Annotated in this window: 37 protein-coding genes; 3 read left to right on the top strand and 34 right to left on the bottom strand. The window is 68.5% G+C overall.

Annotated features, from left to right (window positions below; all coding sequences use genetic code 11):
- Positions 1-172: 172 nt before the first annotated feature.
- A complete protein-coding gene (locus ACH414_RS16545) occupies positions 173-580 on the bottom strand; it encodes a winged helix-turn-helix transcriptional regulator (RefSeq protein WP_382532486.1) in 408 nt (135 codons plus the stop codon).
- 130 nt (positions 581-710) lie between these two features.
- Between ACH414_RS16545 and ACH414_RS16540 the strand changes: the two genes are divergently transcribed.
- Positions 711-1658 carry an NADP-dependent oxidoreductase gene (locus tag ACH414_RS16540; RefSeq protein ID WP_398942186.1) on the top strand — a complete coding sequence of 316 codons (948 nt, stop codon included), beginning with the start codon at positions 711-713 and terminating at the stop codon, positions 1656-1658.
- A gap of 17 nt (positions 1659-1675) precedes the next feature.
- On the opposite strand, the gene ACH414_RS16535 is transcribed toward ACH414_RS16540, so the two are convergent.
- Positions 1676-3298, bottom strand: coding sequence for an ABC-F family ATP-binding cassette domain-containing protein (locus tag ACH414_RS16535; protein WP_391769251.1), 1623 nt, complete (start codon positions 3296-3298; stop codon positions 1676-1678).
- Positions 3299-3354: 56 nt separating this feature from the next.
- On the opposite strand from ACH414_RS16535, the gene ACH414_RS16530 reads away from it, so the two are divergent.
- Positions 3355-4293 carry a hypothetical protein gene (locus ACH414_RS16530; protein WP_398942185.1) on the top strand — a complete coding sequence of 313 codons (939 nt, stop codon included), beginning with the start codon at positions 3355-3357 and terminating at the stop codon, positions 4291-4293.
- Here the strand turns inward: ACH414_RS16530 and truA are convergent.
- The 32 genes from truA to ACH414_RS16370 form a co-directional block, all read right to left on the bottom strand.
- Positions 4264-5121: a tRNA pseudouridine(38-40) synthase TruA gene (gene truA / locus ACH414_RS16525; RefSeq protein WP_382532494.1), complete on the bottom strand. Its 858-nt coding sequence runs from the start codon at positions 5119-5121 to the stop codon at positions 4264-4266. The genes ACH414_RS16530 and truA overlap by 30 nt on opposite strands.
- Before the next feature lie 78 nt (positions 5122-5199).
- Positions 5200-5670: a 50S ribosomal protein L17 gene (gene rplQ, locus ACH414_RS16520; RefSeq protein ID WP_382532495.1), complete on the bottom strand. Its 471-nt coding sequence runs from the start codon at positions 5668-5670 to the stop codon at positions 5200-5202.
- Positions 5671-5805: 135 nt separating this feature from the next.
- Positions 5806-6828, bottom strand: a complete 1023-nt coding sequence (locus tag ACH414_RS16515; RefSeq protein WP_003966937.1) for a DNA-directed RNA polymerase subunit alpha — start codon at positions 6826-6828, stop codon at positions 5806-5808.
- A gap of 139 nt (positions 6829-6967) precedes the next feature.
- Positions 6968-7372: a 30S ribosomal protein S11 gene (rpsK, locus tag ACH414_RS16510; protein WP_003956432.1), complete on the bottom strand. Its 405-nt coding sequence runs from the start codon at positions 7370-7372 to the stop codon at positions 6968-6970.
- 66 nt (positions 7373-7438) lie between these two features.
- A complete protein-coding gene (gene rpsM / locus ACH414_RS16505) occupies positions 7439-7819 on the bottom strand; it encodes a 30S ribosomal protein S13 (protein ID WP_015035595.1) in 381 nt (126 codons plus the stop codon).
- Positions 7820-8004: 185 nt separating this feature from the next.
- Positions 8005-8118 carry a 50S ribosomal protein L36 gene (gene rpmJ / locus ACH414_RS16500; protein ID WP_003956441.1) on the bottom strand — a complete coding sequence of 38 codons (114 nt, stop codon included), beginning with the start codon at positions 8116-8118 and terminating at the stop codon, positions 8005-8007.
- A gap of 62 nt (positions 8119-8180) precedes the next feature.
- Positions 8181-8402 (bottom strand): translation initiation factor IF-1, encoded by a 222-nt coding sequence (gene infA, locus ACH414_RS16495; protein WP_003956442.1) that lies wholly within the window; start codon positions 8400-8402, stop codon positions 8181-8183.
- 151 nt (positions 8403-8553) lie between these two features.
- Entirely contained in the window at positions 8554-9405 is an 852-nt protein-coding gene (map, locus tag ACH414_RS16490) for a type I methionyl aminopeptidase (protein ID WP_382532497.1), read from the bottom strand.
- A 95-nt stretch (positions 9406-9500) separates the two neighbouring features.
- On the bottom strand, positions 9501-10148 hold the full coding sequence (locus tag ACH414_RS16485) for an adenylate kinase (RefSeq protein WP_382532499.1): 648 nt from the start codon (positions 10146-10148) through the stop codon (positions 9501-9503).
- Positions 10148-11467 carry a preprotein translocase subunit SecY gene (gene secY, locus ACH414_RS16480; RefSeq protein WP_382532500.1) on the bottom strand — a complete coding sequence of 440 codons (1320 nt, stop codon included), beginning with the start codon at positions 11465-11467 and terminating at the stop codon, positions 10148-10150. The genes ACH414_RS16485 and secY overlap by 1 nt, the downstream gene beginning before the upstream one ends.
- Before the next feature lie 215 nt (positions 11468-11682).
- Entirely contained in the window at positions 11683-12138 is a 456-nt protein-coding gene (rplO, locus tag ACH414_RS16475) for a 50S ribosomal protein L15 (RefSeq protein ID WP_137993928.1), read from the bottom strand.
- A 1-nt stretch (position 12139) separates the two neighbouring features.
- Positions 12140-12322 carry a 50S ribosomal protein L30 gene (gene rpmD, locus ACH414_RS16470; protein ID WP_005313525.1) on the bottom strand — a complete coding sequence of 61 codons (183 nt, stop codon included), beginning with the start codon at positions 12320-12322 and terminating at the stop codon, positions 12140-12142.
- Positions 12322-12927, bottom strand: coding sequence for a 30S ribosomal protein S5 (gene rpsE, locus ACH414_RS16465; protein ID WP_030201551.1), 606 nt, complete (start codon positions 12925-12927; stop codon positions 12322-12324). The genes rpmD and rpsE overlap by 1 nt, the downstream gene beginning before the upstream one ends.
- A 45-nt stretch (positions 12928-12972) precedes the next feature.
- Entirely contained in the window at positions 12973-13356 is a 384-nt protein-coding gene (rplR, locus tag ACH414_RS16460) for a 50S ribosomal protein L18 (protein WP_362523678.1), read from the bottom strand.
- A 4-nt stretch (positions 13357-13360) separates the two neighbouring features.
- Positions 13361-13900 (bottom strand): 50S ribosomal protein L6, encoded by a 540-nt coding sequence (gene rplF, locus ACH414_RS16455; RefSeq protein ID WP_382532502.1) that lies wholly within the window; start codon positions 13898-13900, stop codon positions 13361-13363.
- Between the two features lie 20 nt (positions 13901-13920).
- On the bottom strand, positions 13921-14319 hold the full coding sequence (gene rpsH, locus ACH414_RS16450; RefSeq protein ID WP_132912404.1) for a 30S ribosomal protein S8: 399 nt from the start codon (positions 14317-14319) through the stop codon (positions 13921-13923).
- Positions 14320-14542: 223 nt separating this feature from the next.
- The gene (locus ACH414_RS16445) at positions 14543-14728 is read right to left on the bottom strand and encodes a type Z 30S ribosomal protein S14 (protein ID WP_003956452.1); all 186 of its coding nucleotides are present in this window, start codon (positions 14726-14728) and stop codon (positions 14543-14545) included.
- Positions 14729-14733: 5 nt separating this feature from the next.
- Positions 14734-15291, bottom strand: coding sequence for a 50S ribosomal protein L5 (rplE, locus tag ACH414_RS16440; RefSeq protein WP_382533320.1), 558 nt, complete (start codon positions 15289-15291; stop codon positions 14734-14736).
- On the bottom strand, positions 15288-15599 hold the full coding sequence (gene rplX, locus ACH414_RS16435) for a 50S ribosomal protein L24 (protein WP_382532504.1): 312 nt from the start codon (positions 15597-15599) through the stop codon (positions 15288-15290). Before rplX ends, rplE begins: the two co-directional genes overlap by 4 nt.
- 2 nt (positions 15600-15601) lie before the next feature.
- Positions 15602-15970, bottom strand: a complete 369-nt coding sequence (gene rplN, locus ACH414_RS16430) for a 50S ribosomal protein L14 (protein ID WP_003956455.1) — start codon at positions 15968-15970, stop codon at positions 15602-15604.
- Between the two features lie 101 nt (positions 15971-16071).
- Positions 16072-16353: a 30S ribosomal protein S17 gene (gene rpsQ, locus ACH414_RS16425; RefSeq protein ID WP_147980755.1), complete on the bottom strand. Its 282-nt coding sequence runs from the start codon at positions 16351-16353 to the stop codon at positions 16072-16074.
- Positions 16353-16577: a 50S ribosomal protein L29 gene (gene rpmC / locus ACH414_RS16420; RefSeq protein WP_046908248.1), complete on the bottom strand. Its 225-nt coding sequence runs from the start codon at positions 16575-16577 to the stop codon at positions 16353-16355. Before rpmC ends, rpsQ begins: the two co-directional genes overlap by 1 nt.
- Positions 16577-16996 carry a 50S ribosomal protein L16 gene (rplP, locus tag ACH414_RS16415; protein WP_015035580.1) on the bottom strand — a complete coding sequence of 140 codons (420 nt, stop codon included), beginning with the start codon at positions 16994-16996 and terminating at the stop codon, positions 16577-16579. The genes rpmC and rplP overlap by 1 nt, the downstream gene beginning before the upstream one ends.
- A 5-nt stretch (positions 16997-17001) precedes the next feature.
- Positions 17002-17835, bottom strand: coding sequence for a 30S ribosomal protein S3 (gene rpsC / locus ACH414_RS16410; RefSeq protein ID WP_365337568.1), 834 nt, complete (start codon positions 17833-17835; stop codon positions 17002-17004).
- Entirely contained in the window at positions 17835-18182 is a 348-nt protein-coding gene (rplV, locus tag ACH414_RS16405; protein ID WP_030359020.1) for a 50S ribosomal protein L22, read from the bottom strand. Before rplV ends, rpsC begins: the two co-directional genes overlap by 1 nt.
- A 44-nt stretch (positions 18183-18226) precedes the next feature.
- Positions 18227-18508 (bottom strand): 30S ribosomal protein S19, encoded by a 282-nt coding sequence (gene rpsS / locus ACH414_RS16400; protein ID WP_023547380.1) that lies wholly within the window; start codon positions 18506-18508, stop codon positions 18227-18229.
- A 12-nt stretch (positions 18509-18520) separates the two neighbouring features.
- Positions 18521-19357 (bottom strand): 50S ribosomal protein L2, encoded by an 837-nt coding sequence (rplB, locus tag ACH414_RS16395; protein WP_046908246.1) that lies wholly within the window; start codon positions 19355-19357, stop codon positions 18521-18523.
- Positions 19358-19405: 48 nt separating this feature from the next.
- Positions 19406-19729 (bottom strand): 50S ribosomal protein L23, encoded by a 324-nt coding sequence (gene rplW, locus ACH414_RS16390; protein WP_265864044.1) that lies wholly within the window; start codon positions 19727-19729, stop codon positions 19406-19408.
- Positions 19729-20379 carry a 50S ribosomal protein L4 gene (gene rplD, locus ACH414_RS16385; RefSeq protein WP_382532509.1) on the bottom strand — a complete coding sequence of 217 codons (651 nt, stop codon included), beginning with the start codon at positions 20377-20379 and terminating at the stop codon, positions 19729-19731. The genes rplW and rplD overlap by 1 nt, the downstream gene beginning before the upstream one ends.
- Positions 20380-20383: 4 nt before the next feature.
- Positions 20384-21028, bottom strand: a complete 645-nt coding sequence (gene rplC / locus ACH414_RS16380) for a 50S ribosomal protein L3 (protein WP_189974766.1) — start codon at positions 21026-21028, stop codon at positions 20384-20386.
- Positions 21029-21041: 13 nt separating this feature from the next.
- Positions 21042-21350, bottom strand: a complete 309-nt coding sequence (rpsJ, locus tag ACH414_RS16375; protein WP_003948644.1) for a 30S ribosomal protein S10 — start codon at positions 21348-21350, stop codon at positions 21042-21044.
- 441 nt (positions 21351-21791) lie between these two features.
- Positions 21792-22958: a hypothetical protein gene (locus tag ACH414_RS16370; RefSeq protein ID WP_398942177.1), complete on the bottom strand. Its 1167-nt coding sequence runs from the start codon at positions 22956-22958 to the stop codon at positions 21792-21794.
- Positions 22959-23102: 144 nt separating this feature from the next.
- On the opposite strand from ACH414_RS16370, the gene ACH414_RS16365 reads away from it, so the two are divergent.
- Positions 23103-23894: an RNA repair domain-containing protein gene (locus ACH414_RS16365; RefSeq protein WP_382532514.1), complete on the top strand. Its 792-nt coding sequence runs from the start codon at positions 23103-23105 to the stop codon at positions 23892-23894.
- The last annotated feature ends 139 nt before the right edge of the window (positions 23895-24033 follow it).

Raw genomic sequence — 24033 nt, 5'->3', positions numbered from 1 at the left:
CCAGACACACCTGAAGCGATCATGCAGCTGGGGCCTGCACTGCCGGGACCGATGCCCGTATGCGAGCCACTGGTAACTGCTCCAGGGAACTTGCGTAAGGGCTCTTTCGCGTGAGAACGACGAAGCCAATACGCATACGAAGCAGAAGCGTACCCGGGCTCCCCCGAGCGGGTCAAAACGCGGCGGCTCCGGCGTCGTAGGCCTCCCGCGCCGAGGCGACCTCCTCGATGTGCCCGTCCGCCCACTCCTTGATGGCCCGCACCACCGGCAGCAGGCTCACCCCGAGCGGAGTGAGGGCGTAGTCCACCCGCACGGGTACGGAGGGCGTGACCGTACGGGCGACGAGCCCGTCCCGCTCCAGCCCCCGCAGGGTCTGCGTGAGCATCTTCTGGCTGACCCCGGCGACCTTGCGCCCCAGCTCGGCGTAGCGGCGGGGGCCGTCCGCCAGGGCGTTCAGGAGCAGCGTGACCCACTTGTCGGAGATCCGGTCGAGGAGCTGGCGGGCGGGGCACTCGGCGAGATACGCGTCATAGGCGCGACGGGCCTCGTCGCGGCGCTCGGCGGCGGTGCGGGTGGGCATGGGCGCGCTCCTTCCGGTGCGGTACGCACTTCCGGGTACGTACTTACCGACGGAGAGTAGCTCTCCCTAGGTTCGGGGGGACCCGGCGGAGCCGCCCGCTCCACCCCGCTCTCGTCGGAAGGCCCCGGCCATGCCCGTCATGCGTGCCCTCGTCATCGACTCCTTCGGCGGCCCCGAGGTGCTGCGGCTCGCCGAGGTCCCGGTGCCCGTCGCGGGACCCGGAAGGGTCCGGATCAGGGTGGAGGCCGCCACCGTCCACCCGGTCGACCTCGCCACCCGCGCGGGCGTGCTCGCGGAGGCCGGTCTGATGGCGGGGCGGGGCCGCACCGGCCTCGGCTGGGACGTCGCCGGCGTCGTCGAGGAGACCGGCCCGGGGGTGACCGGGTTCGCCCCCGGCGACCGGGTGATCGGCATGAACGACCGGCTGGACGTGCCGCTCGGCACCCAGGCGGAGTACGTGGTCCTGGACGCCCACGCGGTGGCCCCGGCCCCCGTGGGGCTCGCCCCGCAGGCCGCCGCGACGCTGCCGCTGGCCGGCCTCACCGCCCTCCAGGCCCTGGCCGCGCTCGACCTGCCGGCCGGGGAGACCCTGCTGGTCACGGGCGCGGCGGGCGCGGTCGGCGGGTACGCGGTGCAGCTGGCCGCCGCGCGCGGCCTACGGGTGGTGGCGACGGCCCGTGCGGGGGACGAGGCGCTGGTACGGGGCCTGGGCGCCGAGCTCTTCGTGTCCGCCGACGCGCCACGGCTGGGCGAGGCGGTGCGGGAGCTGGTCCCCGGCGGCGTCGCCGGGGCGCTGGACGGGGCGGTCCTCGGGGCCGCGGCCCTGGACGCCGTCCGCACCGGCGGGGCCTTCGCGGCGCTGGTGGCGGGCGGCGCCCCGTACCCGCTGCGGGGCGTCCGGGTCGTCCCGGTGTGGGTCCGCGCGGACCCCTCGGACCTGGCCCACCTGTCGAAGCTCGCCTCCGCGGGCACCCTCACCCCGCGCGTGGCCGACACCCTGCCCCTCAGCCACGCGGCCGAGGCCCACCACCGCCGGGCGGAACCCGGCCTCCGCGGCAGCCTGGTCCTGCTCCCCTGACGCCGCGGCGGCTGGTTCTAGCGCGCTCGCTCCACCCGGCGTTCGTCCCACACCGGCTCCGGCGTCTCCCGGACCACCCCGTCCGAGCCGAAGACCAGGTACCGGTCGAAGGAGCGGGCGAACCAGCGGTCGTGGGTGACGGCCAGGACCGTGCCCTCGTAGGACTCGAGCCCGTCCTGGAGCGCCTCCGCCGACTCCAGGTCCAGGTTGTCGGTCGGCTCGTCCAGGAGCAGCGCCGTCGTGCCGGCGAGCTCCAGCAGGAGGATCTGGAAGCGGGCCTGCTGGCCGCCGGAGAGCTTGTCGAAGGGCTGGTCGCCCTGCTGCTCCAGCTCGTACCGCCGCAGCATCGACATCGCGGCCCCGCGGTCCTTGGCGTGGTCCGACCACAGGATGTCGACGAGGGAGCGGCCGAAGAGCTCCGGGTGCGCGTGGGTCTGGGCGAAGTGCCCGGGGACCACGCGGGCGCCGAGCTTCCAGGTGCCGGTGTGGGCCACCGACGGGTCCCCGGCCAGCAGGCGCAGGAAGTGGGACTTGCCGGAGCCGTTGGAGCCCAGGACGGCGACCCGCTCCCCGTAGAAGATCTCCAGGGAGAACGGCTTCATCAGGCCCGTCAGCTCCAGGTTCTCGGCCGTGAAGGCCCGCACCCCGGTCCTGCCGCCCCGCAGCCGCATCCGGATGTCCTGCTCGCGCGGCGGCTCCGGCGGCGGGCCCGCCTCCTCGAACTTCTTCAGACGGGTCTGCGCGGCCGCGTACCGCGAGGCCATCTCGTGGCTGACCGCGGCCGCCTGCCGCAGGTTGACCACGAGCTTCTTCAGCTGGGCGTGCTTCTCCTCCCAGCGCCGCTTGAGCTCCTCGAAGCGGGCGAACCGCTCCCGCCGCGCCTCGTGGAAGGTGTCGAAGCCGCCGCCGTGCACCCACACGTCGGACCCGGCCGGTCCCGGCTCGACGGCCACGATCTTCTGGGCGGCCCGGGAGAGCAGCTCCCGGTCGTGGGAGATGAAGAGCACGGTCTTGCGGGTCTCCCGCAGCCGCTCCTCCAGCCACCGCTTGCCGGGCACGTCGAGGTAGTTGTCCGGCTCGTCGAGCAGCAGCACCTCGTCGCCGCCGCGCAGCAGGTACTCCAGGACCAGCCGCTTCTGCTCGCCGCCGCTGAGCGTGCGCACCTCGCGGAACTGCGCCTTGTCGTACGGCACGCCCATCGCGGCCGTCGTGCAGATGTCCCAGAGGGTCTCGAACTCGTAGCCCTGGACCTCCGCCCAGTCGCTGAGGGCCTGCGCGTACGCCATCTGCGCGGCCTCGTCGTCGACGGTCATGATGCGGTGCTCCGCCTCGTCGACTGCCTTCGCGGCGGTCCGGATGCGCGCGGGCGCCACCGAGACCAGCAGGTCGCGGACCGTGGACTCGTCCCGTACGGAGCCGACGAACTGCGGCATCACGCCCAGTCCGCCGCTGACGGTGACGGTGCCTCCGTGCGGCTGCAGCTCGCCGGAGATCATCCGGAGCAGGGTCGTCTTCCCGGCGCCGTTGGCGCCGACCAGGGCGACGACGGCGCCCTCTCCGACCCGGAAGGAGGCGTCCCCGAGGAGCACCCTCCCGTCGGGAAGGTAGTACTCCAGATGCGCGGCCTCGACATGTCCCATGAGGGGCATTGTCACCGCCGGACCCGTCCGATCCCAAGCCGATTAGGATGCGCGGCATGAGCTTTGGGGGACCGCAGTGGCCGCAGCAGGGCCCGGGACAGCAGCAGCCGTACGGACAGCAGCAGCCGCAGGCGTGGCAGGGATCACCCCAGCAGCCGCAGCAGCCGAACCCCTTCCCGGGCGCGCAGGCCGCGGGCACCCCGGACTGGGGCGCCCTCGCGGAGGCCTCCGCCGCGCGGAGCAAGCGCAAGCGGGGCCTGCTGATCGGCGGCGGCGTCCTCGCGGTGCTCGCCGTGGGCGCGGTCGTCGCGACCGCGGTGGTGCTGACCAACAAGAGCAACGAGGCGGCCAAGAACGGCGGCCCCTCCCCCACCGGCTCGGCCGGCCCCACGGACACCGCCGCCCCGGCGCCGACCTTCTCCTCGGTCGCGCCGCTGCCCCCGCCGAACCCGCTGGACTACATCTCCGACGCGAAGAAGGACAAGGCGCCGCTGAGCGCCGAGGGCCTCTTCCCCGGCAAGAAGCTGACCATGAACGGGCGCCCGTACCAGAAGGGCGCGACCTCCTCGACGACGAAGTGCGCCGCCGTCACCCAGGGCGGCCTGGGCTCGGCCCTCACGGCCAACGGCTGCACGCGCGTGATCCGCGCCACGTACGAGAAGGACGGGATCGCCGTCACCGTCGGCGTGGCCGTCTTCCCCACCGACGAGCAGGCGCTCAAGGCGAAGAAGCAGGCCGGCGGCGGGATCGCCCCGCTCACCGGCGCGGGCGTGAACGAGTTCTGCCTCCACAAGACGGTGTGCCTGCGCCGCACCAACGCGATCGGCCGCTACGTCTACCTCACCCAGACCGGCTACACCAGCGGCAAGAAGGTCACCGCGGGCGACAAGGCCGTCTTCACGACCGCCGACGACCTGGGAAGCTTCGCCTTCAACCAGCTCTACGCCCGCGGCCGCACCCAGGCCTCAGCAGCAGCCGGCGCTCCCGGGGAGTGAGCGCTTGTTGCGCGCCTCCTTGTTGCGCGCGGCGAGCTGGTCGTCGGCCGGGTAGCCGACCTCTTCGAGGGTGAGGCCGTGCGGCCGTACGACGTGTACGGCCGAGTCGCGCACGCCGGCGGCGAGCACCTTGCCGGGCCACTCCACCGGGCGGTGCCCGTCGCCGACGAAGAGCAGGGCGCCGACCAGCGAGCGGACCATGTTGTGGCAGAAGGCGTCGGCCTTGACCGTCGCCTCGAGGATCCCGTCCGGCCGGCGCTCCCAGCGCAGCTCCTGGAGCGTGCGGATGGTGGTCGCGCCCTCGCGCTTCTTGCAGTAGGCGGCGAAGTCGTGTTCGCCGACGAGCCGCTCGGCGGCGGCGTTCATCGCGTCCATGTCGAGCGCCCAGTCGTGCCACAGGACGTGTCCGCGCAGCAGCGGGTCGACGCCGCCGGGGTTGTCGGTGACGCGGTAGGCGTAACGGCGCCAGACCGCCGAGAAGCGCGCGTTGAAGCCCTCGGGGGCCTCGGTCAGCCTCCACACCCGGACGTCGTGGGCCAGGCGCCCGGCGAGCCGCCTGAGCAGCTTCTCGCGGTGCTCCTGCCACAGCTCGACGGGCAGGTCGACGTGGGCCACCTGACCGCGGGCGTGCACCCCGGCGTCGGTGCGGCCGGCGACGGTGAGCTCGTACGTCTCCTTGGAGCGGGTGACCGTCTTCAGCGCGTCCTCGATGTCGCCCTGCACGGTGCGCTGTCCATGGGCCTGCTTGGCCCAGCCGGAGAAGTCCCTGCCGTCGTACGAAAGGTCGAGCCGTACGCGTACGAACCCGGGCTGAACGTCATCACTCACGCCGTAAATCCTCTCAAACACACGGAACGGGCCCGCACCCCGAGGGGTGCGGGCCCGGCCACGAGATCGTCAGAACGCTCAGGCGTCCTGCGCGTCCTCGGTGGTCTCCTCGGCCTTGGCGGCCTCGTCGGCCTCCTTGACGGCGCGCTTGGTGGCGGCCTCGGCCTCGGCGACGGTCGCCTTCTTGGCGATCTCGCCCTCGACGAGCTCGATCACGGCCATCGGCGCGTTGTCACCACGGCGGTTGCCGATCTTGGTGATACGGGTGTAACCACCCGGACGCTCCGAGTAGCGCGGGGCGATCTCGGTGAAGAGGGTGTGGACGACGCCCTTGTCGGTGATCGTCTGCAGCACCAGGCGACGGTTGTGGATGTCGCCCTTCTTCGCCTTGGTGATGAGGCGCTCGGCGACGGGACGCAGACGGCGGGCCTTGGCCTCGGTCGTCGTGATGCGGCCGTGCTCGAACAGCGACTTCGCCAGGTTGGCGAGGAGCAGCTTCTCGTGAGCGGCGGAACCGCCGAGGCGGGCACCCTTCGCGGGACGCGGCATGGTGTTTCTCCTTGGTGTCTGCCCCGGCCGTGTGAGGTACCGGGGTCAGTATCCGAGCAGGCGGTCGCCTGTCGGAGATCCGGGAGCGGCCCCGAAGGGCGCTCCCGGAGGGTACGGACCGTGAGGCCCGAGCTCTCAGTACTGCTCGGTCTCGACGAAGCCCGCGTCCGCGTCGTCGTCGGCGCCGAAGGCGTCGGCGGCGGCGGTCGGGTCGAATCCGGGCGGGCTGTCCTTGAGGGCCAGGCCCATGCCGGCCAGCTTCGCCTTGACCTCGTCGATCGACTTCGCACCGAAGTTGCGGATGTCGAGCAGGTCGGCCTCGGAACGCGCCACGAGCTCACCCACGGAGTGGATGCCCTCGCGCTTGAGGCAGTTGTAGGAGCGGACCGTGAGCTCCAGCTCCTCGATCGGCAGCGCCAGGTCGGCGGCGAGGGCGGCGTCCGTGGGGGACGGGCCCATGTCGATGCCCTCGGCGTCGATGTTGAGCTCGCGCGCCAGACCGAACAGCTCGACCAGGGTCTTGCCGGCGGACGCCATGGCGTCGCGCGGGCGCATGGCCTGCTTGGTCTCGACGTCGACGATCAGCTTGTCGAAGTCGGTGCGCTGCTCGACTCGGGTCGCCTCGACCTTGTAGGTGACCTTGAGAACCGGCGAGTAGATGGAGTCGACCGGGATACGGCCGATCTCCTGGCCCACCTGCTTGTTCTGCACGGCGGAGACGTAGCCGCGACCGCGCTCGACGGTCAGCTCCATCTCCAGCTTGCCCTTGCCGTTGAGCGTGGCGAGGACGAGGTCGGGGTTGTGCACCTCGACACCGGCCGGGGGCGCGATGTCGGCGGCGGTGACCAGACCCGGGCCCTGCTTGCGCAGGTACATCACGACCGGCTCGTCGTGCTCCGAGGAGACGACCAGCTGCTTGATGTTCAGGATGAGGTCGGTGACGTCCTCCTTGACGCCCGGCACGGTGGTGAACTCGTGCAGGACGCCGTCGATGCGGATGCTGGTGACAGCAGCGCCGGGGATCGACGAGAGGAGGGTGCGGCGGAGCGAGTTGCCGAGGGTGTAGCCGAAGCCCGGCTCCAGCGGCTCGATGACGAACCGGGAGCGGAACTCGTCGACGACCTCTTCGGTCAGCGAAGGACGCTGAGCGATAAGCATGTCTTCGTTTCCTTCGTTTGTGGACGCCCACTATTTGACGTCCGACAGGAACTGCAAGGTACTGCCAAGGGTACGGGCGGTACGTCCCTTCACAGGGTCGTACCGCCCGGACACTCAAAGACGCACAGGCGTCGCTGCGTCAGACGCGGCGGCGCTTCGGCGGACGGCAGCCGTTGTGCGGGGTGGGGGTGACGTCCTGGATCGAGCCGACCTCGAGGCCGGTGGCCTGGAGGGAGCGGATCGCGGTCTCACGGCCGGAGCCGGGACCCTTGACGAAGACGTCGACCTTGCGCATGCCGTGCTCCTGCGCGCGGCGGGCGGCCGACTCGGCGGCCATCTGCGCGGCGAAGGGGGTGGACTTGCGCGAGCCCTTGAAGCCGACGTGGCCGGCGGAGGCCCAGGAGATCACGTTGCCGGACGGGTCCGTGATCGAGACGATCGTGTTGTTGAACGTGCTCTTGATGTGCGCGTGGCCGTGAGCGACGTTCTTCTTTTCCTTGCGGCGCACCTTCTTGGCAGCGCCCTGACGACCCTTGGGGGGCATCTCTTACTCCTACGGGAGGTGGTCGGTCCTACAGCGAAGACCGCTTGGTCAAGCGTCCGCTGAGGACTACTTCTTGCCCGGCTTCTTCTTACCGGCGATGGCGCGACGCGGGCCCTTGCGGGTACGAGCGTTCGTGCTGGTGCGCTGGCCGCGGACGGGCAGGCCACGACGGTGGCGCAGACCCTGGTAGCAGCCGATCTCGACCTTGCGGCGGATGTCGGCGGCGATCTCGCGGCGGAGGTCACCCTCGGTCTGGAGGTTGGCGTCCACGTACTCGCGGATCTTGACGAGGTCTTCCTCGGCAAGGTCGCGGACACGGGTGGACGGGTTCACGCCGGTGGCGGCGAGGATCTCCTCGGACCGGGTACGCCCGATGCCGAAGACGTAGGTGAGTGCGACCACCACACGCTTTTCGCGCGGGATGTCAACACCGGAAACGCGTGCCATTCAATGGCTCCTGTGTTCTCGGGGGTCTGCTGCAGAACCGGTCCCGGCTGCCGTATGAGGTACAGGTCGGGTCCCCGGCCCCCGCCGGAGGTGTCGCCGGCCCTGACGGGCTGGGCGGGCTCTGCTTATGTACGTGTTGCTATGCGTCGCGCGAAGACTGCGAGATGCAGGTCGGTCGGCGTGCGTCAGCCCTGGCGCTGCTTGTGGCGCAGGTTGTCGCAGATGACCATGACCCGACCGTGGCGGCGGATCACCTTGCACTTGTCGCAGATCTTCTTGACGCTCGGCTTGACCTTCATGGGATGTGAGGTTCTCCGGGTCAGTGCCACCACCCGCGCGGAATGCGGGGTGCGGGCAAGATCTACTTGTAGCGGTAGACGATCCGGCCACGCGTCAGGTCGTACGGAGAGAGCTCCACCACGACCCGGTCGTCCGGGAGGATACGGATGTAGTGCATCCGCATCTTGCCGGAGATGTGCGCGAGGACCTTGTGACCGTTCTGGAGCTCCACCTTGAACATGGCGTTCGGGAGGGACTCGATCACGGTGCCCTCGATTTCGATGGCACCTTGCTTCTTGGCCACGCTTCGCCTTTCGAATCGGCTACCTTGATCGACTCTTGCTTCCGGGTGCGGACACACGGGTACACGAGAGCCGACGCATCAGTCTACGTCAGGGCCTTCCAAAAGACGAATCCGGGAAGTCTGCCCACCGTAGAAGATCGTTACGCGGCGCTCAGGCCAGCGGATCCGGGGCCGCCGTCACGCCCAGCTCCGCGAGCTTCGCCTTGCCGCCGTCGACCGCGGTGAGGACCAGCGGGCCCTCCTCCGTCAGGGCGACCGAGTGCTCCCAGTGCGAGGACCAGGTGCCGTCCGTCGTGATGACCGTCCAGTCGTCGGCCAGGACCTCGGTGCGCGGGGTGCCCAGGGACACCATCGGCTCGATGGCCAGGCAGAGGCCGGGCACCAGCTTCGGGCCCTTGCCGCGCTTGCGGGAGACGTAGTTCAGCAGGTGCGGGTCCATGTGCATCTCGGTGCCGATGCCGTGGCCGCCGTAGTCCTCGATGATGCCGTAGCGGCCCAGGCTGTGGTCGCCCACGGCCGGACGCGGCTGGCGCTTGATGTACGTCTCGATCGCCTTCGAGATGTCGACCAGGCGGTTGCCGAGCTTCATCGCCGCGATGCCGGCCCACATCGACTCCTCGGTCACCCGGGAGAGCTCGACCAGCTCGGGAGCGTGCCCGGTGCCCACGAAGGCGGTGTAGGCGGCGTCGCCGTGCCAGCCGTCGACGATCGCGCCGGCGTCGATCGAGATGATGTCGCCGTCCTTGAGGACCGTCTTCTCGTCCGGGATGCCGTGGACGACGACCTCGTTCACCGAGGTGCAGATGGTCGCGGGGAAGCCGCCGTACCCGAGGAAGTTCGACTTCGCCCCGTGGTCGGCGATCACCTTGCGGGCGACCTCGTCCAGGTCCCTCGTCGTGGCACCCGGCACCGCCGCCTCACGGGTCGCCGCGTGGATGGCCGCGACGACCAGCCCCGCCTCGCGCATCTTCGCGATCTGCTCGGGGGTCTTGATCTGCACCATCGTGGCCGCGGCCTTTCCATCGAGAACGGGAACAGAACAACGATACGGCCGCGGCGCCCCTGAGGGGCACCGCGGCCGTATCGCACGAACCGGGGTTACTTCTTCAGCGCGTCCATCGCCTTGGCGGTGACCTCGTCCACCTTGCCGAGCGCGGAGATCGTCTCCACCAGGTTCTGCGCCCGGTAGTAGTCGATGATCGGCTCGGTCTCGGTGTGGTAGACCGCCAGACGCTTGCGGACGGTCTCCTCGGTGTCGTCCTCGCGCTGGTACAGCTCGCCGCCGCAGGCGTCGCAGACGCCCTCGGTCTTCGGAGCGTTGTACGTCACGTGGAACACGTGGGAGGAGTCGTTGCGGCAGATGCGGCGACCCGCGATCCGCTTCACGACCTCGTCCTCGGGGACCTCGAGGTCCAGGACCGCGTCGAGCTGCACACCGGAGGCCTTGAGGATCTCGTCCAGGGCCTCGGCCTGAGCCACGTTCCGCGGGAACCCGTCGAGCAGGAAGCCGTTCGCGGCGTCCTCCTGCTGCATGCGGTCCCTGGCCATCCCGATCGTCACGGAGTCCGGGACCAGCTGGCCGGCCTTCATGTACGACTGCGCCTCGACTCCCAGCGGCGTGCCCTGCGAGATGTTCGCTCGGAACAGGTCGCCCGTGGAGATGTGCGGGATGGCCAGGTTCTTGGCAAGGTACGCGGCCTGCGTACCCTTGCCGGCCCCGGGCGGTCCGACGAGGACGATTCGCATCAGCGGAGGAACCCTTCGTAATTGCGCTGCTGGAGCTGGCTCTCGATCTGCTTCACGGTCTCAAGACCCACACCCACGATGATGAGGATGCTCGTCCCGCCGAACGGGAAGTTGGCATTGGCGCCGCCGAAGCCTGCCAACGCCATCGTCGGCACAAGAGCGATCAGACCCAGATACAGCGAGCCCGGCCAAGTGATCCGGTTGAGCACGTAGCTCAGGTACTCGGCAGTAGGACGACCAGCCCGGATACCCGGGATGAAGCCACCATACTTCTTCATGTTGTCGGCGACTTCCTCGGGGTTGAACGAGATCGCCACGTAGAAGAAGGCGAAGAACACGATCAGAAGGAAGTACGCGGCGATGTAGTAGGGGTGGTCACCCTTGACGAAGTGGGCTTCGATCCAGGTCTTCCACCCGGCGGTCGAGTTCGAGAACTGCGCGACCAGCGCCGGGATGTAGAGCAGCGACGAGGCGAAGATGACAGGAATCACACCTGCCTGGTTCACCTTCAACGGGATGTAAGTGGACGTACCGCCGTACGACCTGCGGCCGATCATGCGCTTCGCGTACTGCACCGGGATGCGGCGCTGGGCCTGCTCGACGAAGACGACGAGGGCGACCATCACGAAGCCGATGAGGATGACGGTGCCGAACTCGATCCAGCCGTCGGCCAGGTCGCCGCTCTTCTTGATGGCCCAGAGGGCACCAGGGAAGCCGGCGGCGATCGAGATGAACATCAGGATGGACATGCCGTTGCCGATGCCGCGGTCGGTGATGAGCTCACCGAGCCACATGACCACGCCGGTGCCGGCGGTCATCGTGATGACCATGGTGGCGGTGGTGAAGATCGACTGGTCCGGTACGACCTGGCTGGCGACGGAGCAGCCGCTGAAGAGCGCACCGGTACGGGCGGTGGCGACGAGGCCGGTGCCCTGGAGGATGGCGAGGGCGACCGTCAGATAACGCGTGTACTGCGTGATCTTGGCGGTGCCGGCCTGTCCCTCCTTCTTGAGGGCTTCCAGGCGCGGGATCACGACGGTCAGCAGCTGCAGGATGATGCTCGCCGTGATGTACGGCATGATGCCGAGCGCGAAGATGGTGATCTGCAGCAGCGCCCCGCCACTGAACATGTTGACCAGGCCGAACAGGCTGTTGTTGCCCTGGCTCGCCTGGTCCACACACTGCTGCACGGCCTCGTAGCTGACGCCCGGGACGGGGATGTGGGCCCCGAGGCGGTACAGCACGATGATGCCCAGCGTGAAGAGCAGCTTCTTGCGCAGGTCGGGCGTCTTGAACGCCCGGGCGAACGCGGTGAGCACGGTGCCTCCTGCGACCCCCGCGCACGTGCGTCAGAGGTGACGGTCTTGAGGTTCGACGAATAGTGGTTCGTCCGGAGAAACCTGCGGGCACACCGCAGGCACTCTAGGACAGTGGAGGCCACCTTACCGGCGACTATGGCTCCCTAGGAACGACCAACCGGGGATGCCCCATTTGAGAGGCATCCCCGGTCGGATGTTCAAGCCAACGAGTCGTCTCAGACGAGCTCGGTGACGGTGCCGCCGGCGGCGGCGATCTTCTCCTTGGCGGAGCCGGAGACGGCGTCGACCGTCACCTGCAGCGCCACGGAGACCTCGCCGGTGCCGAGCACCTTGACGAGCTGGTTCTTACGAACCGCACCCTTGGCGACCAGGTCGGCCACCGTGACCTCGCCACCCTGCGGGTAGAGCGCGGCCAGCTTGTCCAGGTTCACGACCTGGTACTCGGTGCGGAACGGGTTCTTGAAGCCCTTGAGCTTCGGGAGACGCATGTGGAGGGGCATCTGGCCACCCTCGAAGCGCTCCGGAACCTGGTAACGGGCCTTGGTGCCCTTCGTACCACGACCGGCCGTCTTACCCTTCGACGCCTCACCACGACCCACACGGGTCTTGGCGGTCTTGGCGCCCGGGGCGGGACGGAGGTTGTGGACCTTCAGCGGGTTGTTCTCCGCCATGTCAGTCGACCTCCTCGACCGTCACGAGGTGGCGGACGGTGTGCACCATTCCGCGGAACTCGGGGCGGTCCTCCTTGACGACCACGTCGTTCAGGCGCTTGAGCCCGAGCGAACGCAGGGTGTCGCGGTGGTTCTGCTTGCTGCCGATGTACGACTTCGTCTGCGTGATCTTGAGGCGAGCCATTACGCACCCGCCCCGGCACGCGCACGAAGCAGAGCCGCGGGAGCGACGTCCTCGAGGGGCAGACCACGGCGAGCCGCGATCTCCTCGGGACGCTGCAGGCCCTTCAGGGCCTCCACGGTCGCGTGCACGATGTTGATCGCGTTGTCGGAGCCGAGCGACTTCGACAGGATGTCGTGAACGCCGGCGCACTCGAGCACGGCACGCACCGGGCCACCGGCGATAACACCGGTACCGGGGGAAGCCGGCTTGAGCAGGACGACGCCCGCGGCCTTCTCACCCTGGATCGGGTGCGGGATGGTGCCCTGGATACGGGGGACCTTGAAGAAGTGCTTCTTGGCCTCCTCAACACCCTTGGCGATGGCGGCCGGCACCTCCTTGGCCTTGCCGTAACCGACACCCACGGTGCCGTCACCGTCGCCCACCACGACCAGCGCGGTGAAGCTGAAGCGACGACCACCCTTGACAACCTTGGCGACGCGGTTGATCGCGACTACGCGCTCAACGTACGCGGTCTTCTCGGCGGCGGCAGCGCCACCGTCGCGGCCCTTCCGGTCCCGCCGCTCGCCGCCACCGGCACCGCTGCCGCGGCGCTGGGGTCCAGCCATTGGATTACCTCTCTCTGTTACGTCCGTTAGTCCCGGAACCGGGGCTTAGAACTTCAGCCCGGCTTCGCGGGCGGCGTCAGCCAGAGCGGCAATGCGCCCGGCGTACCTGTTGCCACCACGGTCGAACACGACGGCCTCGACGCCGGCGGCCTTGGCGCGCTCAGCGACCAGGGCACCGACCTGCTTGGCCTGCGCGGACTTGTCACCCTCGCCACCGCGGACAGACGCGTCCAGGTGCGACGCCGACGCCAGGGTGTGACCCTTGAGGTCGTCGATGACCTGAGCGGTGATGCCGCGGTTGGAACGCGTCACGACGAGGCGCGGACGCTCCGCCGTACCCGACACGTTCTTGCGGATGCGCAGGTGACGGCGCGCCTTGGCAGCGCGCTTGTAAGCGTCGCCCTTGGCGATCTTCACACCGTATGCCATGGCTTTACTTACCAGCCTTTCCGACCTTGCGGCGGATGACCTCGCCCGCGTACTTGACACCCTTGGCCTTGTACGGGTCGGGCTTCCGCAGCTTGCGGATGTTGGCGGCGACCTCGCCGACCTTCTGCTTGTCGATGCCCTCGACCGAGAACTTGGTCGGCGACTCGACCTTGAAGGAGATGCCCTCGGGGGCCTCCACCAGGATCGGGTGGCTGTAGCCGAGCTGGAACTCCAGGTTGGAGCCCTTCGCGGCCACGCGGTAACCGACACCGCTGATCTCGAGCGCCTTCGTGTACCCCTGGGTCACACCGGTGATCATGTTGGCCACCAGCGTGCGGGACAGGCCGTGCAGGGCCTTGTTCTGACGCTCGTCGTTCGGGCGGGTGACGTTGAGAACGCCGTCCTCGCCCTTAACGATCTCGATCGGGCTGGCGACGGTGTGGGTCAGGGTGCCCTTGGAACCCTTCACCGTGACCGTGCGGCCCTCGATGGTGACGTCCACGCCGGCGGGAACCGGGATGGGGAGCTTGCCAATGCGAGACATAGCTTTTCCTCCGTTCCCGACTACCAGACGTAGGCGAGGACTTCCCCACCCACGCCCTTCTTCTGCGCCTGCTGGCCGGTCAGGAGACCGTGGGACGTGGAGATGATCGCCACGCCCAGGCCGCCGAGAACCTTCGGCAGGTTGGTGGACTTCGCGTAAACCCGGAGGCCCGGCTTCGAGATCCGCTTGATGCCCGCGATGGAGCGCTCACGGTTCGGACCGAACTTCAGGTCGAGAACGAGGTTCTTGCCGACCTCGGCGTCCTCGACCTTCCAGCCGGTGATGAAGCCCTCCTGCTGGAGGATTTCCGCGATGTGCGACTTGATCTTGCTGTGCGGCATCGTCACGGTGTCGTGGTACGCCGAGTTCGCGTTACGCAGACGCGTGAGCATGTCTGCGATCGGATCAGTCATGGTCATGAATTGGCCTTCGGCCTCTCTCGCCGGGGTTTCCTGGTGCACCATCCCTCTCCCCGATCCGAGACGGGGCGGGTGCGGTGCGGTGGACCTACGGCGTAGTAAGTCGTACGGGCGGCGGACGCCCAACCCCACTAGCCTAAGCCATGCGGGGCTGGACGGCCGCCAACCCAATGCTTACCGAGAGACTCCGGTCATTCGCCAACGCCCAGAGGGCGAAGGGGAATTACCAGGAGCTCTTGGTCACGCCCGGCAGCTCGCCACGGTGAGCCATCTCACGAAGGCACACGCGGCAGAGGCCGAACTTGCGGTACACGGAGTGAGGACGACCGCAGCGCTGGCAGCGGGTGTACGCACGCACACCGAACTTGGGCTTGCGGGCAGCCTTCGCGATGAGAGCCTTCTTCGCCATCTCGCTTACGCCTCCTTGAACGGGAAGCCGAGGTGACGGAGAAGAGCACGGCCCTCGTCGTCGTTGGTCGCCGTGGTGACCACGGTGATGTCCATACCCCGGGTACGGTCGATCTTGTCCTGGTCGATCTCGTGGAACATGACCTGCTCCGTGAGACCGAAGGTGTAGTTGCCACGGCCGTCGAACTGCTTCGGGGACAGGCCGCGGAAGTCGCGGATACGCGGCAGCGCGAGCGACAGGGTGCGGTCCAGGAACTCCCACATGCGGTCGCCACGGAGCGTGACGTGGGCACCGATCGGCTGGCCCTCGCGCAGCTTGAACTGCGCGATGGACTTGCGGGCCTTGGTGACGGCCGGCTTCTGACCGGTGATCGTGGTGAGATCGCGGATGGCACCGTCGATCAGCTTCGAGTCACGGGCGGCGTCGCCGACACCCATGTTGACCACGATCTTCACGAGGCCGGGGATCTGCATGACGTTCTCGTACTTGAACTCGTCGTGCAGCTTGCCCGCGATCTCCTCGCGGTACTTCGTCTTGAGACGCGGAGTGGTGGTAGCCATCAGATGTCCTCACCCGTCCGCTTGGCAACGCGGATCTTGTTGCCCTCGTCGTCGAAGCGGTAACCGACACGCGTGACGACCTTCTTGCCGTCCTTCTCCACGACCAGCTGGACGTTGGAGACGTGGACCGGAGCCTCGGTCGTCACGATGCCGCCGGCCTGCGAGGGGCCGGCCTTGGTGTGCTTCTTGACCCGGTTGACACCCTCGACCAGGACGCGGTTCTCGCTGGGCATGGCCGCGATGACCTTGCCCTGCTTGCCCTTGTCCTTGCCGGTGATGACCTGAACCAGGTCGCCCTTCTTGATCTTCATGCTTACAGCACCTCCGGCGCGAGCGAGATGATCTTCATGAACTTCTTCTCGCGCAGCTCACGGCCGACCGGGCCGAAGATACGGGTGCCGCGAGGGTCGCCGTCGTTCTTCAGAATGACAGCGGCGTTCTCGTCGAAGCGGATGTACGAGCCGTCCTGGCGGCGGCGCTCCTTGACGGTGCGAACGATGACCGCCTTGACGACGTCACCCTTCTTCACGTTGCCACCGGGGATCGCGTCCTTGACGGTGGCGACGATGACGTCACCGATGCCCGCGTAGCGGCGACCCGAACCACCGAGAACACGGATGCAAAGGATCTCCTTGGCACCAGTGTTGTCGGCGACGCGAAGTCGCGACTCCTGCTGGATCACGTCTATCTCCTGATTGTCTGCCGGTTCCCGGTGGGGGCCTGCGTGAGCAGGTCCCCACCGAGCCTGGCGGAACTGTTCCTAGGGAGTCCCCCTAGGAGGGATTACTTGGCCTTCTCGAGGATCTCGACGACGCGCCAGTGCTTCGAGGCGGACAGCTTGCGCGTCTCCATGAGGAGGACGCGGTCGCCGACGCCCGCAGCGTTCTGCTCGTCGTGAGCCTTGAGCTTGTTCGTACGGCGGATGACCTTGCCGTACAGCGCGTGCTTCACGCGGTCCTCGACAGCGACGACGACGGTCTTGTCCATCTTGTCGCTGACGACGAGGCCCTCGCGGACCTTGCGAGCGTTGCGCTCGGTCTTCTCAGTCACGTTGTTCTCGCTCATCAGACGTTCTCCACCGTCTCGATGCCCAGCTCACGCTCGCGCATCAGGGTGTAGATCCGGGCGATGTCCTTACGGACGGACTTGAGCCGACCGTGGTTCTCGAGCTGGCCCGTCGCCGCCTGGAAGCGGAGGTTGAACAGCTCTTCCTTGGCCTCGCGGAGCTTGGCGACAAGCTCCTCGTTGCCCAGCTCGCGCAGCTCGGACGCCTTGGTACCGGCCGACATCACAGCTCACCTGCCTCGCGCTTAACGATCTTGCACTTCATCGGCAGCTTGTGAGCCGCACGAGTCAGGGCCTCACGCGCGATCTTCTCGTTCGGGTAGGACAGCTCGAACATCACCCGACCGGGCTTGACGTTCGCGATCCACCACTCCGGAGAACCCTTACCGGAACCCATGCGGGTCTCGGCAGGCTTCTTCGTGAGGGGGCGGTCCGGGTAGATGTTGATCCAGACCTTGCCGCCACGCTTGATGTGGCGGGTCATGGCGATACGGGCCGCCTCGATCTGGCGGTTGGTCACGTACGCCGGAGTGAGGGCCTGAATGCCGTACTCGCCGAACGCAACCTGCGTACCACCCTTGGACATACCGCTGCGCTTCGGGTGGTGCTGCTTGCGGTGCTTGACCCTACGGGGGATCAGCATTTCGGTCAGGCCTCCGTTCCGGTGCTCTCAGCAGCCGGAGCGGCGGCGGGAGCGTCGGCCTTGGGGGCCTCGGCAGCCTGAGCCTGCTGCGGCTTGCGACCGCGACCGCCACGCTCGCCACCGCGGCCACCGCGGCCGGCCGGACGGTCAGCGCCGCCACGGGCCGGGCGGTTGCCCGCGCGGGCAGCAGCGTTCTCGGCGCGGACCTCGGCGATGTTCTTGACGTCGCCCTTGTAGATCCAGACCTTCACGCCGATGCGGCCGAAGGTCGTCTTGGCCTCGAAGAAGCCGTACTCGACGTTCGCGCGGAGCGTGTGCAGCGGCACACGGCCCTCGCGGTAGAACTCCGAGCGGGACATCTCGGCGCCGCCGAGACGGCCACCGCACTGGATCTTGATGCCCTTGGCGCCGGCCTTCATGGCGGACTGCATGCTCTTGCGCATGGCCCGACGGAAGGAGACGCGGGAGGACAGCTGCTCGGCGACGGCCTGGGCCACCAGCTGAGCGTCGACCTCGGGGTTCTTGACCTCGAGGATGTTCAGCTGAACCTGCTTGCCGGTCAGCTTCTCCAGCTGGCCGCGGATCTTGTCGGCCTCGGCGCCACGGCGACCGATGACAATGCCCGGGCGAGCGGTGTGGATGTCCACGCGGACACGGTCACGGGTGCGCTCGATCTCAACCTTCGAGATGCCGGCGCGCTCCATGCCGGACGTCAGCATCCGACGGATGGCGACGTCTTCCTTGACGTAGTCCTTGTACAGCTTGTCGGCGTACCAACGCGACTTGAAGTCGGTGGTGATGCCGAGCCGGAACCCGTGCGGGTTTACCTTCTGGCCCATTACCGGGTTCCTTCCTTGCTGCTGACGACCACGGTGATGTGGCTGGTCCGCTTGCGGATCCGGTAGGCACGGCCCTGGGCACGCGGACGGAACCGCTTCAGGGTCGGACCCTCGTCGACGAACGCCTCGCTGATGAACAGCGAAGAGGCGTCCGTGTGGTCGTAGTTGTGCGCGGCGTTGGCAATGGCGCTGTCGAGCACCTTGCCGACCGGCACGGAGGCTGCCTGCGGAGCGAATCGCAGAACAGCCTGAGCCTCCGTGGCGTCCATGCCACGGATCAGGTCCACCACGCGGCGGGCCTTCATGGGCGTGACGCGGATGTACCGCGCCTGGGCCCTGGCTTCCATGGTTGTCCCTCTCAGTTACTTACGTGTCTGAATGCGATCCGCTACTAGCGGCGCTTCGACTTCCGGTCTTCCTTGACGTGACCCCGGAAGGTGCGCGTCGGCGAGAACTCGCCGAGCTTGTGACCGACCATCGACTCGGTGACGAACACCGGGATGTGGGTCTTGCCGTTGTGCACCGCGAGCGTGTGGCCGAGCATGGCCGGCACGATCATGGAGCGACGGGACCAGGTCTTGATGACGTTCTTGGTGCCGGCTTCGTTCTGGGCGTCCACCTTCTTGATGAGGTGGTCGTCGACGAAGGGCCCCTTCTTGAGACTGCGCGGCATCTAAACCCGCTCCTAGCGCTTCTTGTTCGTCTTGCGGCGGCGGACGATGTACTTGTTCGAAGCCTTCTTCGGCGAACGAGTACGACCCTCCTTCTGACCCCACGGGGAGACCGGGTGGCGACCACCGGAGGTCTTGCCCTCACCACCACCGTGCGGGTGGTCAACCGGGTTCATCGCCACACCGCGGACGGTCGGGCGAACGCCCAGCCAGCGCTTGCGGCCGGCCTTACCCCAGTTGATGTTCGACTGCTCGGCGTTGCCGACCTCACCGATGGTGGCGCGGCAGCGAGCGTCGACGAGGCGGATCTCGCCGGACGGCATGCGGAGGTGGGCCATCGTGCCCTCCTTCGCAAGCAGCTGCACGGAGGCACCCGCGGAACGGGCGAACTTGGCGCCACCGCCGGGACGGAGCTCGATCGCGTGGATCGTGGTACCGACCGGGATGTTGCGGAGGGCCAGGTTGTTGCCGGGCTTGATGTCGGCCGTGGGGCCGTTCTCCACCCGGTCACCCTGCGACAGACCACGCGGGGCGATGATGTAGCGCTTCTCGCCGTCCGCGTAGTGGAGCAGCGCGATGCGAGCGGTGCGGTTGGGGTCGTACTCGATGTGAGCGACCTTGGCCGGCACGCCGTCCTTGTCGTGACGACGGAAGTCGATCACACGGTAGGCGCGCTTGTGGCCACCGCCCTGGTGACGGACGGTCACACGACCGGTGTTGTTACGGCCGCCCTTGCTGTGCAGGGGGCGGACCAGCGACTTCTCCGGCGTGGACCGCGTGATCTCGACGAAGTCGGCTACGGAGGAGCCACGGCGGCCCGGCGTAGTCGGCTTGTACTTGCGGATTCCCATTTCTCAGTCCTCGGAAGATATCCGACTTCTGGACGTCTCCGACCGCCGTCAGGCGGTCGGGCCGCCGAAGATGTCGATGCGGTTGCCCTCGGCAAGGGTCACGATGGCGCGCTTGGTGTTGGCGCGCTTGCCGAAACCGGTGCGGGTGCGCTTGCGCTTGCCCTGACGGTTGATCGTGTTGACCCCGGTGACCTTGACCGAGAAGACCGCCTCGACGGCCTGCTTGATCTGGGTCTTGTTGGCGCCGGGCGCGACGATGAACGTGTACTTGTTCTCGTCCAGCAGCGCGTAGCTCTTCTCGGAGACAACCGGCTTGACGAGGACGTCGCGCGGGTCCGTGAAGGTCTTGCTGGTGATCGTGGCCTCGGACATCAGGCCTCGCTCCCTTCGGTCTCAACGGCCTTGGGGCCAGACACGAAGGACTCGAGGGCGGCCTGGGTGAAGACCACGTCGTCGGATCGCATCACGTCGTACGTGTTCAGCTGGCCCGGCTCCAGGATGTGCACCTGGGGCAGGTTGCGGGCGGACAGCCACGCGGCCTCGTCCGAGCGCTCGGCGACCAGGAGCAGGTTCTTGCGCTCCGAGATCTTGCCGAACAGCGTCTTGGCGGCCTTGGTGGAGATGCCACCCTCGACCACGCCGGTGACGACGTGGATGCGGGAGTGGTTCGCCCGGTCGGAGAGGGCACCGCGGAGGGCGGCGGCCTTCATCTTCTTCGGGGTCCGCTGGGAGTAGTCACGCGGCACGGGACCGTGCACGACGCCACCACCGGCGAACTGCGGGGCGCGGGTCGAACCCTGACGGGCGCGGCCGGTGCCCTTCTGGCGGTAGGGCTTCTTGCCACCACCACGGACCTCGCCACGCGTCTTGACCTTGTGCGTGCCCTGACGGGCGGCGGCCAGCTGCGCGACGACGACCTGGTGGATCAGCGGGATGCTGACCTTGGCCTCGAAGATCTCGGCCGGGAGCTCGACGGTCCCGGTCTTGTCGCCGGAAGGCGACAGAATGTCAATGGTGCTCATATCCTCAGGCCCCCTTGGCCGCGGTGCGGACCAGGACGAGGCCGCCGTTCGGACCAGGAACCGCACCCTTGATCAGGAGCAGGCCCTTCTCCGCGTCAACGGCGTGAACGGTCAGGTTCTGGGTGGTCACGCGCTCGTTGCCCATGCGGCCGGCCATGCGCATGCCCTTGAAGACGCGGCCCGGGGTGGCGCAGCCACCGATCGAACCGGGCTTGCGGTGCACGCGGTGGGCACCGTGGGAGGCCTTGCCACCACGGAAGTTGTGGCGCTTCATGGCACCGGCGAAGCCCTTGCCCTTGCTCTTGCCGGTGACGTCGACCTTGATGCCCGCCTCGAAGACCTCGGCGGTGATCTCCTGGCCGAGGGTGTACTCGCTGGCGTCAGCGGTACGGATCTCGACGAGGTGACGGCGCGGGGTGACGTCGGCCTTGGCGAAGTGGCCCTTGAGGGGCTTGTTCACCTTGCGCGGGTCGATCTCGCCGAAGGCGATCTGGACCGACTCGTAGCCGTCGTTGTCGTTCGTACGCACCTGGGTCACGACATTCGGACCGGCCTTGACGACGGTCACCGGGACGACCCGGTTGTTCTCGTCCCAGACCTGCGTCATGCCGAGCTTCTCGCCCAGGATGCCCTTGATGTTCTTAGCCATCTCGCGCGTCACCTCAGAGCTTGATCTCGATGTCGACGCCAGCCGGCAGGTCGAGACGCATGAGCGAGTCGACCGTCTTCGGCGTGGGGTCGAGGATGTCGATGAGGCGCTTGTGCGTGCGCATCTCGAAGTGCTCGCGCGAGTCCTTGTACTTGTGCGGCGACTTGATGACGCAGTACACGTTCTTCTCAGTGGGCAGCGGCACCGGGCCCGCGACCGACGCACCAGTGCGGGTCACCGTCTCGACGATCTTCTTCGCCGAGGAGTCGATGACCTCGTGGTCGTAGGCCTTGAGCCGGATGCGGATCTTCTGTCCCGCCATGGCTACTCAGTAGTCCTTTGTCTAGAAACGCTCTGGAACCCGGGGGTTCTACTGACTCCTCCTCCGACCCACGCGGTCGGGCGTGTCGCACTCCCTCTACGAAGAACTCCCAAAGGAATTCCCAACCAAGGGGGTGCGGGCCCTGAAAACCCGCGAAGCCGGGGGTGGAACACCGCCCGGGTGCCTGGTCGGCACCCCGCTGACACTTCCCGGAAGATTCCCGTACGTCCGCCCCTGAGGAGCGACGAGTACTGTGGGACTCGCTTCCGGTCCCCCCGGCGGGAGGCGTGCAGCATCGGTACTCAACCGAGCAACCCCGACAGTCTGCCATACGCGGCCATCCCGCCGCCAATCGGGGGCGAAGACTGTACCCCACGTCACGTACGGGTACACGCAGGGGCACGACGTCCCCCGTTTCGCGGCGGGTCGCGGCGGTCGGCGTCAGACGCGCGAGACCGTGCCGCACCCCCGCGGACTCCTGTCGAGGCCCTTGCTGCGGTCGTACGGGTCGGTCACGGGGCCGTCGCCCCCGGACTCCTCGGCGGTGGCCGGGTCCCCCTGGAACGCCGGGTGGTAGAAGCCGTCGCCGTCGCGCTCGCAGGAGCTGTTGCCGACGTCGGAGACCCAGCCGTTCAGGTCGAGGGTGCCCCCGGTGACGCGGTACCGCGCCGGGTCGTAGAAGGCGAAGCTCATCTCGCGCCGCACGATCGTCCGGGTCACCTCGTCGGCACCGGGCCTGACCTGCACCAGCGGGTAGACGAAGGTGTAGTCGACGCGGACGAGCACCGCGTCCTTCTGCTTGCCCTTCCCGGCCTCCACCGTCATCCGGCCCCGGGTCTTCACGACCGTGCCGACCAGCTTGACCTCGGACGGGGAGAAGCGGCTGAAGACGGCCGTGGGGTCGTGGCGGTCCGTCGGCCGGGCCAGCCAGTCCTCCAGCTGCCCGCGGGTCGGCTGGGTCGGCTCGATCAGCGCCAGGGCGTCGGAGGGCCTGCCTCCCATGACGGCCGCCGGGTCCAGGTTCGCCGCGACCAGGAACGCCTTGGAGCGCTCCAGGGCCGCCGCGACCTGGTCCTTCGACATCCAGCCGACCGCCTTGGGCCGCGGCGGCACGATGCCCGCCGCCCCGTCCGCCCAGCGCACGGCCGGGGAGCCCTTGAAGGGTTCCTTCAGGGTCGGGCGGTGCGCGTCCCCCATGTCCGGCGGGGCGGTCGGGCGGGCCGTCTCGGCGGCGAGCGGCGTGGTGTCCTCGCGGCCGGTCCAGCTGGACGGCAGCGCGGAGGCCACGCTCTCGGGAAGGTGCTCGACGAGCAGCTGGGGACGGACGGCGACCAGGGCGAGCGCCGCCACCAGCGCAATGCCGGCCGCGGCCTTGGCCCGGCTCCTGCGGCGCGCGGTGCCGTTCATCTCCTGCCAGGCGGGCCCCGTGCGCCAGCCGGCCGGCTCCTGGCGCTTCGGCGCCTTGGGCGGCTTCCGCTGCCTCGGCCGCTTCGGCGGCTTCGCCTTGCGCAGGAGCTTCTCCTGCTCCTCGGTGCCGAGGCCCTGCTCGCGCGCGGACTCGACGAACGCGGCCCATTCCTCGTCGGAGACCGACGGCTTGTCGCTCATGCTCTTCCCACCCCTGTGCCGCCGTGGCACCTGCTGCGCCACCTGTTGCGTTCCGGACGTTCTCACGCCGCCGGACGGGCGGAAAAGCCTGGTCAGGGACGTTTGATCAGTTCGTGACCGGTCGAATGGGGGCAGAGCCGGAGCATGCGCACCAGCGACGAGATCTACCACCGGGTGCTGTGGGACCCGCGCCTGGACCCCGAGCGCTTCGTGATGGGGATCGCCGAGCGCGGCGCGGACCCGCAGCGGGTGGACCTCGTGGACTTCGTACCGGGCGGGGAGATCCCCTGGCACCGGGTGGTGTTCTTCGAGGCGGACGGCGAGCTGGTGTGGGACCGCGCCTCCGGGACGGACCGGCTCGACGAGTCGGTCGCCGGACGGGTCCGGGCCGAGGTGCTCGCCGTACCGCCGACGTACCGCACGGCGGTGGCGTGGCTGCCGCCGCCCGGGCTCTGGGAGCCGATCCAGCACGTCCGGCGGGTGCACGACCGGCAGATCGGCCGCTGGCCGCCGCATGTGAACGTGCTGTACGGCTTCGTGCCCGAGTCCGAGTTCGTACGGGCGATCCCGCTGGTCGCTGCGGCCCTGCGGGAGGTGGCTCCGTTCCGGGCCCGGCTCCAGGGAGTGCGCTGGTTCCGGCACCGGTCGGACGCCACCGTGTGGCTGGACCCGGCGGCGGCCGGCGGCGAGCCGTGGGCGGCGCTCCGGGCGGCCCTGGAGGAACGGTTCCCGTTGTGCGGCGGCGAGGCGCGGGGCTACACCCCGCACCTCTCGCTGGGCCGCGGTGACGACCCTCGGGCCCTCGCCGCCTCCTGCGAGGAGCTGCTCGGGACGATGAGTGTGCGGGTCTGCGAGCTCGTGCTGCTCTCCCGCAGGGGCGAGGGTCCGATGCAGGTCAGGGCCACCGTGCCGCTCGGCGGACGGCGCCCCGGGTGAATCGCGCGCCCGGGGTGCCGCCTACCGTGTGCCCCGGGGAAACGAACCTGGGGAATCGAAAAGCCGTCTAGTGGGGCGGACGGGGCCCGGCAGCACGACGCACCCACGCACCACGCACCCACGCACGACCAGGCACGCA

Origin of the sequence: Streptomyces sp. NPDC020422 (assembly GCF_044386705.1) — a bacterium.
GTDB lineage: Bacteria > Actinomycetota > Actinomycetes > Streptomycetales > Streptomycetaceae > Streptomyces.
The sequence above is the reverse complement of the archived record's forward strand: the minus strand, read 5'-3'. Positions and strand labels throughout refer to the sequence as shown.

What these genes read in the sequence shown, in the direction of transcription:
- ACH414_RS16540 (WP_398942186.1), top strand. Translation starts at nt 711, where the DNA reads ATGCCCGTCATGCGTGCCCTCGTCATCGACTCCTTCGGCGGCCCCGAG.
- rplD (WP_382532509.1), bottom strand. Translation starts at nt 20,379, where the DNA reads ATGAGCACCATTGACATTCTGTCGCCTTCCGGCGACAAGACCGGGACC.
- rplO (WP_137993928.1), bottom strand. Translation starts at nt 12,138, where the DNA reads ATGGCGGAGAACAACCCGCTGAAGGTCCACAACCTCCGTCCCGCCCCG.
- ACH414_RS16485 (WP_382532499.1), bottom strand. Translation starts at nt 10,148, where the DNA reads ATGCGAATCGTCCTCGTCGGACCGCCCGGGGCCGGCAAGGGTACGCAG.
- rplC (WP_189974766.1), bottom strand. Translation starts at nt 21,028, where the DNA reads ATGGCTAAGAACATCAAGGGCATCCTGGGCGAGAAGCTCGGCATGACG.
- rpsE (WP_030201551.1), bottom strand. Translation starts at nt 12,927, where the DNA reads ATGGCTGGACCCCAGCGCCGCGGCAGCGGTGCCGGTGGCGGCGAGCGG.
- rpsM (WP_015035595.1), bottom strand. Translation starts at nt 7,819, where the DNA reads ATGGCACGCGTTTCCGGTGTTGACATCCCGCGCGAAAAGCGTGTGGTG.
- rpsJ (WP_003948644.1), bottom strand. Translation starts at nt 21,350, where the DNA reads ATGGCGGGACAGAAGATCCGCATCCGGCTCAAGGCCTACGACCACGAG.
- rpmD (WP_005313525.1), bottom strand. Translation starts at nt 12,322, where the DNA reads ATGGCTCGCCTCAAGATCACGCAGACGAAGTCGTACATCGGCAGCAAG.
- rplQ (WP_382532495.1), bottom strand. Translation starts at nt 5,670, where the DNA reads ATGCCGCGTCCCGCGAAGGGTGCCCGCCTCGGCGGTTCCGCCGCTCAC.
- rplB (WP_046908246.1), bottom strand. Translation starts at nt 19,357, where the DNA reads ATGGGAATCCGCAAGTACAAGCCGACTACGCCGGGCCGCCGTGGCTCC.
- rpsC (WP_365337568.1), bottom strand. Translation starts at nt 17,835, where the DNA reads ATGGGCCAGAAGGTAAACCCGCACGGGTTCCGGCTCGGCATCACCACC.
- ACH414_RS16545 (WP_382532486.1), bottom strand. Translation starts at nt 580, where the DNA reads ATGCCCACCCGCACCGCCGCCGAGCGCCGCGACGAGGCCCGTCGCGCC.
- rpsQ (WP_147980755.1), bottom strand. Translation starts at nt 16,353, where the DNA reads ATGAGCGAGAACAACGTGACTGAGAAGACCGAGCGCAACGCTCGCAAG.
- map (WP_382532497.1), bottom strand. Translation starts at nt 9,405, where the DNA reads ATGGTGCAGATCAAGACCCCCGAGCAGATCGCGAAGATGCGCGAGGCG.
- rplP (WP_015035580.1), bottom strand. Translation starts at nt 16,996, where the DNA reads ATGCTGATCCCCCGTAGGGTCAAGCACCGCAAGCAGCACCACCCGAAG.
- ACH414_RS16445 (WP_003956452.1), bottom strand. Translation starts at nt 14,728, where the DNA reads ATGGCGAAGAAGGCTCTCATCGCGAAGGCTGCCCGCAAGCCCAAGTTC.
- ACH414_RS16530 (WP_398942185.1), top strand. Translation starts at nt 3,355, where the DNA reads ATGAGCTTTGGGGGACCGCAGTGGCCGCAGCAGGGCCCGGGACAGCAG.
- rplX (WP_382532504.1), bottom strand. Translation starts at nt 15,599, where the DNA reads ATGAAGATCAAGAAGGGCGACCTGGTTCAGGTCATCACCGGCAAGGAC.
- rpsS (WP_023547380.1), bottom strand. Translation starts at nt 18,508, where the DNA reads ATGCCGCGCAGTCTCAAGAAGGGGCCCTTCGTCGACGACCACCTCATC.
- ACH414_RS16365 (WP_382532514.1), top strand. Translation starts at nt 23,103, where the DNA reads ATGCGCACCAGCGACGAGATCTACCACCGGGTGCTGTGGGACCCGCGC.
- rplF (WP_382532502.1), bottom strand. Translation starts at nt 13,900, where the DNA reads ATGTCTCGCATTGGCAAGCTCCCCATCCCGGTTCCCGCCGGCGTGGAC.
- rpmJ (WP_003956441.1), bottom strand. Translation starts at nt 8,118, where the DNA reads ATGAAGGTCAAGCCGAGCGTCAAGAAGATCTGCGACAAGTGCAAGGTG.
- rpsH (WP_132912404.1), bottom strand. Translation starts at nt 14,319, where the DNA reads ATGACCATGACTGATCCGATCGCAGACATGCTCACGCGTCTGCGTAAC.
- ACH414_RS16370 (WP_398942177.1), bottom strand. Translation starts at nt 22,958, where the DNA reads ATGAGCGACAAGCCGTCGGTCTCCGACGAGGAATGGGCCGCGTTCGTC.
- rplW (WP_265864044.1), bottom strand. Translation starts at nt 19,729, where the DNA reads ATGTCCGAGGCCACGATCACCAGCAAGACCTTCACGGACCCGCGCGAC.
- ACH414_RS16515 (WP_003966937.1), bottom strand. Translation starts at nt 6,828, where the DNA reads ATGCTTATCGCTCAGCGTCCTTCGCTGACCGAAGAGGTCGTCGACGAG.
- rplR (WP_362523678.1), bottom strand. Translation starts at nt 13,356, where the DNA reads ATGGCATACGGTGTGAAGATCGCCAAGGGCGACGCTTACAAGCGCGCT.
- rplV (WP_030359020.1), bottom strand. Translation starts at nt 18,182, where the DNA reads ATGGAAGCCAGGGCCCAGGCGCGGTACATCCGCGTCACGCCCATGAAG.
- rpsK (WP_003956432.1), bottom strand. Translation starts at nt 7,372, where the DNA reads ATGCCCCCCAAGGGTCGTCAGGGCGCTGCCAAGAAGGTGCGCCGCAAG.
- ACH414_RS16535 (WP_391769251.1), bottom strand. Translation starts at nt 3,298, where the DNA reads ATGGGACATGTCGAGGCCGCGCATCTGGAGTACTACCTTCCCGACGGG.
- rpmC (WP_046908248.1), bottom strand. Translation starts at nt 16,577, where the DNA reads ATGTCGGCCGGTACCAAGGCGTCCGAGCTGCGCGAGCTGGGCAACGAG.